Annotated in this window: 10 protein-coding genes and 1 pseudogene; 10 read left to right on the top strand and 1 reads right to left on the bottom strand. The window is 28.1% G+C overall.

What is annotated here, in order from left to right:
• The first annotated feature begins 486 nt into the window (after positions 1 to 486).
• From KQ44_RS09810 to galE, 10 genes are all read left to right on the top strand, one after another.
• The gene (locus KQ44_RS09810) at positions 487 to 1,731 is read left to right on the top strand and encodes an ABC transporter substrate-binding protein (protein ID WP_096737243.1); all 1,245 of its coding nucleotides are present in this window, start codon (positions 487 to 489) and stop codon (positions 1,729 to 1,731) included.
• A 77-nt stretch (positions 1,732 to 1,808) separates the two neighbouring features.
• A complete protein-coding gene (locus KQ44_RS09805; RefSeq protein ID WP_096737242.1) occupies positions 1,809 to 2,717 on the top strand; it encodes a sugar ABC transporter permease in 909 nt (302 codons plus the stop codon).
• Between the two features lie 52 nt (positions 2,718 to 2,769).
• Positions 2,770 to 3,573: a carbohydrate ABC transporter permease gene (locus tag KQ44_RS09800; RefSeq protein WP_096737241.1), complete on the top strand. Its 804-nt coding sequence runs from the start codon at positions 2,770 to 2,772 to the stop codon at positions 3,571 to 3,573.
• Between the two features lie 742 nt (positions 3,574 to 4,315).
• Positions 4,316 to 6,682 (top strand): transglycosylase domain-containing protein, encoded by a 2,367-nt coding sequence (locus tag KQ44_RS09790; RefSeq protein WP_096737240.1) that lies wholly within the window; start codon positions 4,316 to 4,318, stop codon positions 6,680 to 6,682.
• A gap of 270 nt (positions 6,683 to 6,952) precedes the next feature.
• Complete coding sequence (locus KQ44_RS09785; RefSeq protein WP_096737239.1) at positions 6,953 to 7,936, top strand: biotin--[acetyl-CoA-carboxylase] ligase; 984 nt, start codon at positions 6,953 to 6,955, stop codon at positions 7,934 to 7,936.
• A gap of 14 nt (positions 7,937 to 7,950) precedes the next feature.
• On the top strand, positions 7,951 to 8,952 hold the full coding sequence (gene bioB / locus KQ44_RS09780) for a biotin synthase BioB (RefSeq protein ID WP_096737238.1): 1,002 nt from the start codon (positions 7,951 to 7,953) through the stop codon (positions 8,950 to 8,952).
• A gap of 16 nt (positions 8,953 to 8,968) precedes the next feature.
• Entirely contained in the window at positions 8,969 to 9,634 is a 666-nt protein-coding gene (gene bioD / locus KQ44_RS09775; protein ID WP_096737237.1) for a dethiobiotin synthase, read from the top strand.
• Positions 9,635 to 9,750: 116 nt separating this feature from the next.
• On the top strand, positions 9,751 to 11,091 hold the full coding sequence (bioA, locus tag KQ44_RS09770) for an adenosylmethionine--8-amino-7-oxononanoate transaminase (protein WP_096737812.1): 1,341 nt from the start codon (positions 9,751 to 9,753) through the stop codon (positions 11,089 to 11,091).
• 334 nt (positions 11,092 to 11,425) lie between these two features.
• Positions 11,426 to 13,033, top strand: a complete 1,608-nt coding sequence (locus KQ44_RS09765) for a peptide ABC transporter substrate-binding protein (protein WP_096737236.1) — start codon at positions 11,426 to 11,428, stop codon at positions 13,031 to 13,033.
• A 323-nt stretch (positions 13,034 to 13,356) separates the two neighbouring features.
• The gene (galE, locus tag KQ44_RS09760) at positions 13,357 to 14,349 is read left to right on the top strand and encodes a UDP-glucose 4-epimerase GalE (protein WP_096737235.1); all 993 of its coding nucleotides are present in this window, start codon (positions 13,357 to 13,359) and stop codon (positions 14,347 to 14,349) included.
• 173 nt (positions 14,350 to 14,522) lie between these two features.
• On the opposite strand, the pseudogene KQ44_RS09755 reads toward galE, so the two are convergent.
• Positions 14,523 to 15,294: pseudogene (locus KQ44_RS09755) on the bottom strand (HAD-IIB family hydrolase).
• Positions 15,295 to 15,482: the final 188 nt, after the last annotated feature.

Here is a 15,482-nt window from a genome sequence, read left to right as displayed (position 1 = left end):
ACATGCTATGAGTTATAAAATTCTAATTGTCAAGTAATTCTTTTAATATTTGGTTTATGCCAAAATGATTTTGTCAATTTCTATATTTTATATTAAAAGTACTATCAAGGACAAAATATTTTTTGAAATTATAAACAGATACATTTATATTTAAATAAAAAAATAATGAATACTTAAAATCAATATTATTACTTATATACATTTATACACTTAATAAAATTAAAATATTTATTGACTTTTTCATTATAATAATTTACTATTATAATACATCTTATTATAAAGGTATTTATCATGAAAATAATATTAAAATTGAATCTTATGTATTTCATCTATAAATACCACTTCCCTCAATTTATCATTCAATAATAGATGGGTCATCTATTCAAATTTTGTAATTATAATATCTATTTTATTTATACTTTGCAGTCAATATTATTTTTTATAATAATATCATAAAAATAAATTTTACGGAGGATATATCCATCTATGAAAAAAATACTTATTATTTTATCAGCTTTTATTTTTTTATTATCCTGTTCAGGCGGCAGTGATCCGAATAAGAAAAAAATAGTTTATTGGTCTATGTGGAATGAAACAGAATCTCAAGGTCAGGCAGTTAAGGCAGCTATTGAAGATTATATGTCCAAGCACCCTGATATAGAAGTAGAGATAAATTTCAATGGACGTGAAATAAGAAAAACACTTCAACCAGCTTTGGACAATGGTCAGACTATAGATTTCTGGGATGAAAATATAGAAAGAACTACTAAAAATTGGGGCAAATATGCTTTAAAATTAGATGATTATATCACCAATGTTTATGATACTACAGATGGAAAACCTTATGAAGATGTTATTATAAAATCATTACTTGATTTAGGAAGATCTTTTTCTGAAGATGGTTCATTATATGCTGTTCCTTATCAGCCTTTTGTATTTTTATTTAATTATAACAAAAAAATATTTAGAGAAGCAGGAATTGAAAAAGTACCTGAAACTTGGCAGGAGTTTAAAGATGCATGTGCTAAAATAAAAGCTTTAGGAATACCTCCTATTACTGATGATGATGCTGAAATTAATGCTTTATTAGGATATCATATAGCTAAATATAAAGGAACAGAGTTTGTTCAGCAATTAGTTACAGAGGGTTTATGGGATGATCCTATAGTATTAAAAGCAGCTAAAGACTGGCAGGAAATGGTAGAGTTAGGATATGTATCTCCTAAAGTTGAAGGAAATAAATTCCCAGCAGGAAGACATGAATTGGCAAGAGGAGAAGCAGCAATGTTTTTAAATGGTACTTGGGTTCCTAACTTCGTAATGGAAACTGCAGGAGAAGACTTTGAATGGGGACATTTCCCTTATCCTACTGTAGAAGGCGGAACAGACGGACTTTATGATATGCATTATGGAAGTCAGTCATTCCAAATAAATAAAAATACTAAATATCCAAAGGAAACTTTTGATTTAATAGTACATCTTACTACAGGAAAATGGGATGAGGAAATAGCCAAACGTTCTTATGCTCTTCCTGTTTCAAGTACAACTACATATTGGACAAAACAGCTTGAGGATACTAAAGAAATATTTCCAAGATTGGGCAAATATTATCCTTTAGATGGCGGAATAGATGTTAATACAGAAAAAACTCCTATAATCAATGCTAATATTATCAAATTAATGTCAGGTCAGATAACAGCAGAAGAGTTTGTTGCTGAAATGAAAAAATAAAAAATATATATAGTTAAGATATACTGTATTTGTTAAATAATAAATACAGTATATCTATTATTTTAGAGTATTATATTATGTATAAAAAATATAGAAAAATAACTGCGGTAATATTTGTATTTCCTGCAATTATTGTATTTTTGATAGCATTTTTGTATCCAGTATTTAGAACGGGTATTATGAGTTTATTCTATGTTGAAACAATATCGGATAGCATATTAAATTGGAAGTTTGTTGGTATAGATAATTTTGTCTTTTTATTTAAAAGTAGTTTATTTTTAAAATCATTAAAAAATGTATTTATTATATGGCTTATTGGTGGATTAATAGTTTTTTCTATTTCTCTTTTTTTCGCCTCTATACTTACATTTTCAAATATGAAGTTTAAATCTTTTTTCAAAACATTAATTTATCTGCCTAATATAATATCTTCTGTTGCTTTGGCCACTATGTGGATTTATTATTTTTATCAGCCTGATTATGGTTTTTTAAAATCATTTTTTACTTTAGTAGGTCTTCAGCAATTAGCTAATATAAAATGGGCTTCTCCAGACTATGTATTTATGTCAATGCTTATTGCCTATTCTTTTTCTAATGTAGGATATTTTATGGTAATGTTTTGTGCTTCTATGGAATCTATACCTTCAGCATTATATGATTCGGCATCTATAGACGGAGCTAATTCTTTTGATAAATTTTTTAAAATTACATTACCTTTAATATTAAATGCAATAAAGAGTGCAATAGTAATATGGAGTATAGAAGCATTTGGAATGTTTGTATGGTCTCAAATATTTTCGCCTTTAGATCCTGAACCTGGAACTATTACACCAAAAATATATATGTATTTTCAATTGTTCGGTTCTAATTTAATAGTTTCAGAGAGAAATGCTGGATTAGGAGCTTCTATATGCGTTATACTTTCTGTGATAGCATTATTTTCTTTTTTACTTGTAAATTTATTTTTTAGGGGTAATAATAAATAATTATGTTTAATCGTTTAGAAAAAAAATACTAATTGATAAGTTATTTGTTATAATGAAATATATTATAATGAGTATTTGGTGTTTATTAATATTTATATGTATAGGCTGGATATTCTTAGCTTCATTATCTACTACATCCGATATTTTTGATGGAAAACTATTGAACTCTGGGATAAATTTTAAGAATTATTATAAAGCATTTGTTAATAATAGAGTTGGTATATATTTTTTGAACTCTATTATTTATTCGTCTGTGTCTGTTATAGGCTTGGTTTTGCTATGTTCACCTGCTGCTTATGCAATAGCGAGAATAGATTTTAAATTAAATGATATATTAAAAAGAATTTTTGTATTGGCAATGGGTGTACCTGGAATAATGATAGTCATTCCTCTTTTTGGAATAGCAGCAACTTTAAAATTAATCAATAATAGGTTTATATTAATATTAGTTTATATAGCTATGCATATACCTTTTACAATTTTTTTTCTTATATCATTTTTTAAAAACATACCGCATACATTTGAAGAAGCAGCCGCTATAGACGGATGCAGTCCTTTTAGAGCTTTTTGGAATATAATGTTTCCGTTGGCATCTCCGGGTATAGTAACTGTTTCTATATTTAATTTTATTTCTATATGGAATGAATATTTTACAGCATTGATATTTGCAAATAAAACTAATTTAAGACCATTGTCAATAGGACTTTTTTCTATGATTCAATCTATGAAATATACTAATGATTTTTCAGGTATGTTTGCTACAGTGATTATAGTACTTGTTCCTACTATTGTTATTTATATAATACTCTCTAAAAAGATTATATCAAATATTACAGCAGGAGGCATCAATGAATAATTACAGAGTTTTTATAATCAATACTTAAGAAATTGTATGTTCAATTATAAATATAACTTAAAATATTTTTTAATATAAAAAATGCAGTCGTATAAATCAATATAAGACTGCAGTTTTTTACTTTTTTTCATATCCTCTCTTATACAGTATTATTCTATTATATATAAATATTTTTGTCAATACCCTATATACCTTTATTTTATTAATATATAAATGTATTATAAATTATTCTTCATTATTATTTATATTATCATAAATAATATTTAGTTTTGACTGTAAGGCTACAATATAATAAATATAACCGAAAGGTACAAAAATAAGTATGGATAAAACAGTGGCACTCTCTCCATAGCTGTCTAAATTATCTTTTTGTTCATATCATTAAAAATAATAGTTCTGAATTTATAAAACCAATACACGGGAAATAATCCATAGGTTACCAATGATAAAACGAGAGATAATAAAAGATTTAAATATTCTTCTTCCATTATCTATTAATATCTTTGGAAGTAGTATATAAATATAATATATATATACTGCAGGTTATTAATAATAGTAAACTTACAGCTAATAATGATTTTGTGAATTTTTTGCATAAACAGAGCCTCAATTAACATAAAATCATATTTTGACAGTTTAATACACAAAACATCATAAGTCAATTATAAATTCTGCTTGCAAAGATATATATATTATAGTATGATATAGTAAAATATTATGTCAATATGGTGATTATTAATAAATGTTTAAGAAAAAAAATCAAGAAAATAATAATGGCGTTAAAAAGAAGAAATCCAAATTAAAAAAATTTATATTAACTATCTTTATTATATGTTTATTTATATTTGTTGCAGTTGGTATAGTGGGTATGTACTTTGTAGGAGGAGTATATAAAGACTGGGTATCAAGAAGAGATCAAAGTATGGCTATGCTTGCTGAATATTATGATATAATAGTTATAAGAGGAAATGAAAAGAGAATAAGGTATTTTAATCCATTAAATCCGTTTGGGGATTCTCCGCCTACAAAAATCTACGATAGAAATAATATACTTATAGGTGAATACATGCCGCCTGCTTATGAGGTTGTGAATGTAGATGATATTAATCCTCTTTTAGAGCAGACTCTTCTTTTAATGGAAGACCAAAAATTCTATTCCCATAAAGGTATCAATTATTTCAGAACAGCATATTTGGGTATTCAGACTATTTTAACAAGAAAAATAGTAGGAGGAGGCTCTACACTTACTCAGCAGCTTGCAAAACTGTTATTTACAAAAAGTGAGAGAACTATAGAGCGTAAACTATTTGAAATGTTTGCAGCAAGAGAGATAGAACAAAAATATACAAAAAAAGAAATTTTGGCAATGTATTTTAATACTGTTTATTTAGGAGATGGAAACTACGGATTTGAGGCCGCTGCCAATCATTATTTTAATAAACCTTTAAGGCAATGCAGATTATTAGAATATGCTATATTAGTGGGCATGCTTCCTAATCCTACATATTATTCTATAGTTAATAATCCAGACAACAGTAGAAAAAAAGTTGAGCAGATATTATCAAGACTTGTAAAAAATAATATTATAGATAAACAAACAATGCAGGAAGAACTTGATTTATTTGATAAAGAATATACCAATATCAATAAACAGGTAAAAGGTGCTCAATGGAAAATGACAGTAAACAGAACTCCATATGTTAATGAATATGTAAGACAGGAGTTATTAAACTATTTCAATAAAGATGAGCTTGCATTATCTGGGTTAAAAATATATACAACAGTAAATGAAAGATACTATAGAGCAGCTGATTCTGTAATGAAAGAAAATATAAGATCTTTGCAGTCAAGCACTTCTAATAGAAGCTATCAGGGGGCAATGGTATCTATAGACCCTAAAACAGGCGGTATACTTGTTATGATAGGAGGCGACGGTTATACTCTTCAAAATCAGTTTAACAGAGCTGTACAGGCTAAAAGACAGATAGGAAGCGTAATAAAACCTTTCATATATTTGTATGCATTTGAAGGCGGAGCACAGCCTTTTTCTACTATGCTTGATACTAATTATACTTATCCTCAGGGTGCTGGCAAGCCTGCATACTCTCCTAGAAACTTCGACAGAAGATACAGAGGAGAAATGACTTTAGAAACAGCTTTATCAAAATCAATTAATACAATAGCTGTTAAATTATTAAATGATATAGGACTTTCATATTTTATAGAGCATTCAAGAGAGTTTTTTGGAGAGAATGCTTATATACCAAATGCTTTATCTATAGGTTTAGGTACTATGGAGATGAGTCCTCTTGATTTGGCATCAGCATACAGTGCTTTGGCAAACGGAGGGATAAAATATAAACCATATATAGTAGATAAGGTTATTGATATGGACGGAAATGAGCTTAGTGTTACCGCTTTGGTAGACAGAACTCCTCATAAAATAAGTGCTACTTCTCCTTCATCATATTATTTTTTAAATACTACTTTGCAGAAAGTTATAGCACCTGGAGGAACTGCATACAGAAGTGCTAATACTTACGGCTTTACATATCCTTCATATTCTGCTAAAACAGGTACAACAAGTGAACACAGAGATAACTGGTTTGCAGCATATAACGATGAAATAGTTACAGTTACTTGGATAGGAAGTGATAGAAATGATCTTCTTCCAAACAGAGTTACAGGAGGAGCTACTACTGCTTTAGCAACTTTTCAATATCTTAATGCCATAACGCCTTCATCTAAAAGAGAGTTCCATTGGCCTATACCTAATGATGTATTAGTTGTAGAAATTTGTCAGGATTCAGGTCTACCTAGAAATCATACTTGCGTGAATGTTGCTCCTCTTACAGTAGGAGGAAATGTTGATTTATCTACTCAATGTCCTATAGACCATATAAGAAGCGGTACTCAAAGAAATGATGCTGGTACTAATGAAATGGCAGAAGAAGATGATGACTTTTACTATACTCCTTTAGAAGAAGGTACTAATACTTATCAGCAGGAAGAAAATAATAATAATCAAAATAATAACCAAAATAATAATATATACTTACTTCCAAATGATAATATAGAAGATCCAAGCATAGGCAATATAAGAAGTTGAATATATGCTGAAAATTTTTAAGTTTGTCAATTTTTCTTATTCAACTTTTCCTGCCATAAAAAATTGCTGCCAAAGGTGCATTCGCGAAAGTGCAAGTATAAAATCATTTATGTATAACTTTATTTATAAACAAAAGTTCCGTATATTTTATAGTTTCTTTTATTTTATATAGTATTCACATATAATATTATCCTTGTAAAGCTATTTAAATTGTAAACCTTTTGCTGTTTTAAAGTTGACAATTATTTTCTATATGATATCATACTATATATGAAAGGAAATATTAAAGAAAATATAATATCAATACTAGAATCAAATAAAGGACTTTTCATATCTGGAGAGAAATTAGCAGATGATTTGAATGTAAGCAGAGCAGCTGTATGGAAGGCAATAAAATCATTAAAAAATGAGGGCTATAATATCAATTCATTAAAAAATAAAGGCTATTCTCTCTCAAAAGAAACGGATATTATCTCATCAAATATAATAAAAAAAAATATGCTTAAATATAAGGATAAGTTTAATTTTATCGTATATAAAACAGTAGAATCAACTAATATAATAGCCCGAGAACTTGCCACTAAAGGGAGAGAAAGCGGTACAGTAGTAATTGCAGAAGAACAGACAGAAGGATATGGAAGAAACGGTAAATCTTTTTTCTCTCCTTACGGCACAGGTATATATATGAGTATAATACTTAATCTTAAAAAAGAAAAAAAGATTTTTAATACCTCATTTATTACCACAGCAGCAGCTATGGCAGTATCAAAATCAATAGAAGAGATAACAAATAAAAATACGCATATAAAATGGGTTAATGATGTATTTATTAATGATAAAAAAGTATGCGGAATACTTACAGAAGGAGCTTTCAGCTTTGAAGACAGAAAACTTGATTATGCTGTTATAGGTATTGGAATAAATGTTAATTTTCCAAAAAAAGGTTTCCCTAAAGAAATTAATGATACAGCGGATTCCATTAATTCTAATGATTCAAATTCTGATATAAGAAATATTTTAATAGCAAGAATATTAGAAAACTTATGGGACTACTATTTTAATAATATCTCATTCTACGATGAATATAAAAAGCGTTCTTTTTTAATAGGAAAGAAAGTTTCTATTAATATAGATAATAAAGAAAATATAATAAATGTATTAGATATAGATGAAAACTTTGCTTTAGTAGCAGAGTTTGAAGACGGAAGAGTAGATAAACTTACATCTGGAAGCATTAATTATAGAATTTCATAAAAACTGGAGGATAAATGAGTAATATTGAGTCAATTATAAAAGAAGAAATATCTTTAGAAGAATTAAAACTAAAAATTATGAACGGATATAATATAACAAAAGAAGAGGCTTTAAAATTAGTAGATTCACCTTTAGAAGATTTATGCAAAGCCGCTGACACTATAAGAAAACATTTCTGTTCCAATGTATTTGATATGTGTTCTATAATAAATGCTAAAAGCGGAAAATGCTCTGAAAACTGCAAGTTCTGTGCACAGTCGGCTCATTATGATACTAAATGCGAAGAGTATGATATTTTGGATAAAGATAAAATATTAGAACAAGGTAAAAGCGATTTTGATAAAGGAGTTTTAAGATACTCTATAGTAACATCAGGCAGAGCATTGTACGGAAAGGAAATTGATGAAGTATATAATGCAATAGAAACTCTTAATAAAGAAACTGACGGATATGTATGTGCATCTTTGGGACTTCTTGATGAAGAAGGATTTAAAAAAATGAAAGAGGCTGGACTTAGAAGAGTGCATAACAATTTGGAAGCCTCAAGAAACTTCTTTCCTAATGTTTGCACTACTCATAGTTATGATGATAAGATAAAAGCAATAAAGGCAGCACAAAAAGCTGGAATGGTTGTATGCAGCGGAGGCATTATGGGTATGGGAGAGACTTGGGAAGACAGAATTGACATGGCATTAGAATTAAGAGAACTTGGCATAATGTCTATTCCAGTTAATATGCTTAATCCTATATCAAGCACTCCTTTTGAAAATATTACTCCTTTAACTTTAGAAGACATGAGAAGAATAGTATCAATATACAGATTTATTAACCCCAAAGCATTTATAAGACTTGCAGGCGGAAGAGGACTTTTAGAAGATAAAGGAAAATCATGTTTCTTATCAGGAGCAAATGCAGCTATAACTGGAGATATGCTTACCACTGCTGGCATTTCAATAGAAACAGATAAAAAAATGGCTGAGGAGCTAGGATATAAAATAGAATTAACAGAAGATTAAAAAAGGAGTTAGTACAATGGCTAAAGCACTTTTTATAACAGCAACAGGTACGGATATAGGTAAAACTTATGTATCAGCACTTATATGCAAACAGATGAAAGAAGAGGGATTTGATATAGGATATTATAAAGCAGCTTTAAGCGGAAGTAATGATATAACAGATAGCGATGCTTGGTATGTAAAAGAAAGAGCCAATTTAACAGATTCTTATGAAGAGATGGTTTCATATACTTATAAGCATGCATATTCTCCTCATTTGGCAGCACAAATTGAAGGCAATCCTCCAGATATGAAAGTTATAAAAAAGGCTTATAAAAATATTTCAAAAAATCATGAATATATGATAGTAGAAGGAAGCGGCGGTATAATATGCCCTATAAGATATGATGATAAAAAAATATTTTTAGAAGATATTATAAAAGAGCTTGACTTACCATGCCTAATAGTAGCAGATGCTGGGCTTGGTACAATTAATTCTGCCGTTCTTACTATAGAATATATGAAAAGTAAAAAAATAAAAATTAAAGGCATTATATTAAATAGATTTGAAGAAGCAAATGTTATGCATGAAGACAATAAAGAAATGATAGAAAAAATTACAAATATAAAGACTGTTGGTATTATTGATTCTGTAAATAACATGGAATTAAAAACAGATAATATTTCCTCACTTTTTGAATGATTATTAATTGTAATAATTATTTTTATATATTCTTTTTGCTTTTCTCACTATTAGCAAAAAGAGTGTGCGGGAATATTTTTTACTTCCCTCTTATTTATAAAAATAAAGGCTTATTTATGACATTAGAAGAAAAAGATTTAAAATATATTTGGCATCCATGCTCACAGATGAAAGATTATGAAGAGCTTCCTCCTATAATAATAGATAGAGGAAAGGGAATATATCTTTATGATAAAAACGGCAAAGAATATATTGATATTGTAAGTTCTTGGTGGTGCAATTTACTTGGGCATTGTAATGAAAAAATAAATGCTTCTATAAAAGCACAGCTTGATAAATTAGAGCATGTAATATTTGCAAACTTCTCGCATGAAACAGCTATAAAACTCTGCGAAGAGCTTGTAAAAATACTTCCTAAAGGACTTACTAAATTTAATTTCTCAGATAACGGCTCATCATCGGTAGAGGCTGCCTTAAAAATGGCTTTTCAGTATCAGCATCAGATAGGCAATACAAAAAAAATAAAGTTTATGTGTTTTACTGACGGTTATCATGGCGAAACTATAGGTGCATTATCTGTTGGAAGTTTGGACTTGTATGCCAAAATATACAAGCCTATGCTTATGGAAACTATACATATAGAAGCACCCAACTGCTACAGATGCAAATATAATCAAAACAGAGAAAATTGCCAATGCGAATGCTTTTTAGACGCTGAGAAAAAGTTTGAAAAATATGCTGATGAAACTTGTGCTGTTATAATAGAGCCTTTACTTCAGGCTTCTGCTGGAATGAGAATATATCCTCCGCTTTATTTGAAAAAGTTAAGAGAGTTTTGCGATAGATATAATGTAGTTTTTATTGCTGATGAGATAGCAACCAATTTCGGACGCACTGGAAAAATGTTTGCATGTGATCATGCCGACATAAGCCCAGATATAATGTGCATTTCAAAAGGTTTAACAGGCGGCTACATGCCTATGGCTATAACAATCACTACAGATAAAATATACAATGCCTTTTATGCTGACTATAATGAAGGCAAGGCTTTTATGCATAGTCATACCTATAGCGGAAATCCTCTAGGCTGTTCTGCTGCTTTAGCTGTACAAAAAGTTTTAAGAGAAGATGATATTTTAAATAAGGCACAAATAAGAGCAAAATATTTAAATAATAAATTAAAAGAAAAATTATTAAATCACCCAAATATAGGAGAGATTAGAAATATAGGACTTATTAATGCAATGGAATTAGTTACTGATAAAAATACAAAGGAAGGTTTTGACTCTAAACTTAGAATGGGTTATCAAATATATAAAAAAGCACTTCAGAGAGGACTTTTATTAAGACCTTTGGGTAATGTTATATATTTTAATCCGCCTCTTATAATTAATGAAGAAGAGATAGATAAGGCTGTTGATTTATGTGTAAAATCTATAAGTGATATTTTAGGTTAAAAAAATACAATTTTATTTGACCTCGTAGTATATACTGAAAATTTTTAAGTTTTCAAGAGTTAGTTTTTCAAATTTATTGTTTGTGGTGGCTTTGCCCCCACACCCCCAGTTCTTTTGTTGGCACAAAGAACCAAAAAGACTACATTTTTAACTAAAACATATGTATTATCATCGTTTAAAACATATTTTATCAATAATTAATAATAATTTATATTATTTAGGAATTATTGTATTTATAAATAACTGAAATTTGACAAACTATATTTGTTTAGGTATATACTAAAAATAATAAGTATACTTACTATAAAAAACTATAACTTCAAAAGGAAAATACATGCTAAAAAAAATAATTACTTTCAATTTACTAATACTTTCAATAATATCATGTTCAAAAGTTTCAAAAAAAGAAATTAATACAAATAATGATATAGTGATAAATCTAGCACCTGAGCCTTTAACTATTGACCCCACTTTAAATACCGACAATCTTACAATGATATATATTCTTCATGCCTTTGAAGGGCTTACAAAAAAAGATGCAGATAATAAAATAATAGGGGGAGCTGCAGAAAGCTGGGATATTAACAGAGAAGGAAATATTTATACTTTTCATATAAGAACCAATGCAAAATGGAGCGACGGTAAAAGTGTTACTGCAAAAGATTTTGTTTATACTTGGAGGCGTGCCGTTGATCCTAAAACTGCTAATAAATACAGCTATTATTTTGAGGTGATAAAAAATGCAAAAGAAGTTATATCTGGAAAAAAATCAGTAGAAGAGCTTGGTGTTAGGGTGGTAGATGATTATACTTTTGAAGTAGAGTTAAACAGTCCTACTGCATATTTTTTAGAGCTTACTGCTTATCCTCCTTTTTATCCTGTACGAGAAGATATAATAAATAAATACGGCGATGAATGGACATTAACACCTGAAAGCTATATTGGAAACGGTGCTTTTAAGATGACAGAGAGAAACTTTGATAAAAATATAATACTAGAAAGAAATAACAATTACTGGAATAATGAAAATATAAAACCTAATAAATTAACCTTTCTTTTAATGGAAGAGCCTAATACTTCGCTTGCAGGTATTCTTAATGACTCTATTCATTTTGCAAAGCCTTTTCCAAGAAATGATATAGAAACTCTAAAGAAAAAAGGAATAGTTCATATAGTACCAGTAGCTGCTTCATATTACTATAGATTTAATTTAAATAATAAAAAAGAATTAAAAGATAATAGAGTAAGAAGAGCATTATCTTTAGCTATAGACAGAGATTATATAGTAAAATCTATTACAAAATGCGGTGAGCGTCCTGCAGGAAGTTTAGTTCCTTATGGTATTAATGATGTAAACGGAGACTTTAGAGAAAAAGGTGGGGATAATATCAATATTGATGATTATAAAAAAAATATTGAAGAGGCTAGAAAATTATTAGCAGAAGCAGGATATGAAAACGGCAAAAACTTTCCAGTGCTTGATTTGCTTATAGCAACAAGGGAGTTTGATGTAAATATAGCAGATGCAGTGCAGAACATGATTAAAGATGCACTTAATATTGATGTAAGAATAGTAAAATATGAATGGGCTTCTTATCTTCAGAATATGTATAATAAAGATTTTGATATGGCTGTTTATTTATGGTATGCTGATTATAATGATCCTATTAATTTTTTGAATATTTTTAAAAGTGATGCTCCCAACAATTACGGCTCTTATTCTAATAATGTATTTGATGATTACATAAATATAGCTTCTACAAATAAAAATAATAATATAAGAATGCATGCCCTTCATTTGGCAGAGGATATTTTTATAAAAGATAATGCCATAATACCAATATATTTTTACTCTGAAGCATTACTTGTATATCCAAAATTAAAAGGTATAGAATATGATTCACAAGGGCTTTACAGATTTTTCAATGCTTATTTAGAATAGTTTTCTAAATTATTATATGTTAATAAACACTTAAAGAGGAATATAAATAAATTATTAATTTTATATAATATACTTATTTCCAAAACATATTTAAAAATAATTTTTGCTAGTTTTTTATTTTATTCTAAATTATATAATATTAATTACTGTACAAAATATTTTATAATTTATTCATTTAATATATAGAAATGAAGCTATTACTAATGCAAAAATACAGTTATAAAATTTAAATACTATAACTAAAATTATTATAAATAATTCTTTGACTTTTTTATAAGTTGAATTATACTTGTATCAAAATAAATAAAAATTGGAGTATAAATATGGCTGTTTTAGTATGTGGAGGAGCGGGTTATATCGGCTCGCATGTCGTTTGTGAACTTTTAAAACAAAATATAGAAACCGTTATAATAGATTCATTAGAATACGGACATAAAGAAGCTATAAAAGAGTGCAAAAATTTTTATCATGGAAATATAGGAGACAGTGATTTACTTGATAAAATTTTTAAAAGTCATGATATAGATTCTGTTATGCATTTATGTGCCTATATAGAAGTTGGAGAAAGTGTACAAAATCCTGCTAAATATTATCAGAATAATGTATCCAATTCTATAAATCTTCTTAATGCTATGCTTAAAGCTAAAGTAAAGAACTTTATATTCTCTTCTACAGCAGCAGTATACGGAGAGCCAGAAAAAATACCTTTGGAAGAGGACTGCAGAAAAGAGCCTACTAATCCATACGGAGATAGTAAATTAGCATTAGAAAAAATACTTTCTTGGTATACAAAAGCATATGATTTTAACTATGTTGCTTTAAGATATTTTAATGCCTCAGGAGCTCACCCAGACGGACATATAGGTGAAGATCATAAACCTGAATCGCATTTAATACCATTAATACTTCAAGTTCCGCTAGGAAAAAGAGAATCAATAAAAATATTTGGTGATGATTACCCTACAAGAGATGGCACTTGTTTGAGAGATTATATACATGTTTGCGACTTAGCTTTAGCACATATTGCTGCTATGAATTATCTAAAAAACGGCGGTAAAAGTATTTCATGCAATTTAGGAAATGGAAACGGATTCAGTGTAAAAGAAGTTATTGAAGTAGCTAGAAAAGTAACGGGGCACCCTATACCTGCGGAAGTTTGCCCTAGAAGAGCAGGCGATTCATCAGAACTTATTGCAAGCAGTAAGAGAGCAAAAGAAGTTTTGGGCTGGACTCCTACTATAGACTCATTAGAAACTATAGTACAAACAGCTTGGAATTGGCATAAAAATCACCCTAATGGATATAATGACAGATAATATTTCTGTTTTTTAAACATAGGTTCAATAAATGTAATATATATTTATTGAACCTATTTCTATATTAACAATAAACTGTGATAATTAATCAAATCATATAAAAATGCAATTATTTTTTTAATGAGATTATTAACTTCTGTATTCAAAGCTGAATTATCAATTACTAATAAAATTTATAATCCCAATTCTTTATAAATAATATCTGAAATAAAATTAAAATATTTATTACTTACAGCTTTCACATTTTCCCTTGCATTAATCTGAACATAGCCGTCATACTTTTTTATCATTTCTATATCATTATTAGAATCACCAGCAGTCAGAATTTTACTTATATTGTTATCAGCTTTCAAAAGATTATACAAAAACTCTACTCCATTAGCTTTATTAACAGTATTTTTTACTATATCAACCGTTCTTATATTACCGTAAGCAATAAGAGAAGAAGAAAATTCTTTATTGATAATATTTGCAATATTCTCTGTAGCTTTAATATCAGAAGTCATTTTATTTATCTGTATAATATTTTTTGCAGTATATATTTCATCAATACTTATTTTTTTATCTACCCTAAAAGGAAGTATATCATTACCATCTTTTGATTTTACAGATATAATGTAATCATCATTGGCTATCTCTACAGTACCTCCGAAAGTATCATGAAGAAATTTTATAACCATATATGCTGTATCTTCATCTATAGTATCTTTGAATATATTTTCTCTTTTATTATTAAATATCAAAGCTCCGTTATTAGCTATAAGATAATCAAATGTAAGACTATGTCTGTCAATATGCTCAAATATAGAAAATTTATTTCTTCCAGTGGCTATTGCAAATATATTTCCAGCCTCTCTCCATTTAGATATGGCATCGAAAACAGTTTTATCTATTTTTTTCATGTATATATATAGTCATATCATAATCGCTAACAAATAATTTCATAACAACTCTCTTTAAGATATTAATTTTAAAATATTTTTTATTTTTACAATACACTAATTATAATCCAAATTAACTATTATGCAATTATTTTTATAGCTTTTATCATTTATTAAAATATATAATAAATTTTTTTTTAATTTTAGGTCTATTTTAAAACTTAATTAACCAGTAATAACAATATTTTAATT

Origin of the sequence: Brachyspira sp. G79, assembly GCF_002379365.1 — a bacterium.
In the GTDB taxonomy this organism is placed as follows: domain Bacteria; phylum Spirochaetota; class Brachyspiria; order Brachyspirales; family Brachyspiraceae; genus Brachyspira.
This window is presented reverse-complemented; position numbering and strand designations above follow the sequence as displayed.

Bases quoted from the DNA above. Each gene is read 5' to 3' on its own strand.
- KQ44_RS09810 (WP_096737243.1), top strand. From the start codon at position 487: ATGAAAAAAATACTTATTATTTTATCAGCTTTTATTTTTTTATTATCC.
- KQ44_RS09805 (WP_096737242.1), top strand. From the start codon at position 1,809: ATGTATAAAAAATATAGAAAAATAACTGCGGTAATATTTGTATTTCCT.
- KQ44_RS09800 (WP_096737241.1), top strand. From the start codon at position 2,770: ATGAAATATATTATAATGAGTATTTGGTGTTTATTAATATTTATATGT.
- KQ44_RS09790 (WP_096737240.1), top strand. From the start codon at position 4,316: ATGTTTAAGAAAAAAAATCAAGAAAATAATAATGGCGTTAAAAAGAAG.
- KQ44_RS09785 (WP_096737239.1), top strand. From the start codon at position 6,953: ATGAAAGGAAATATTAAAGAAAATATAATATCAATACTAGAATCAAAT.
- bioB (WP_096737238.1), top strand. From the start codon at position 7,951: ATGAGTAATATTGAGTCAATTATAAAAGAAGAAATATCTTTAGAAGAA.
- bioD (WP_096737237.1), top strand. From the start codon at position 8,969: ATGGCTAAAGCACTTTTTATAACAGCAACAGGTACGGATATAGGTAAA.
- bioA (WP_096737812.1), top strand. From the start codon at position 9,751: ATGACATTAGAAGAAAAAGATTTAAAATATATTTGGCATCCATGCTCA.
- KQ44_RS09765 (WP_096737236.1), top strand. From the start codon at position 11,426: ATGCTAAAAAAAATAATTACTTTCAATTTACTAATACTTTCAATAATA.
- galE (WP_096737235.1), top strand. From the start codon at position 13,357: ATGGCTGTTTTAGTATGTGGAGGAGCGGGTTATATCGGCTCGCATGTC.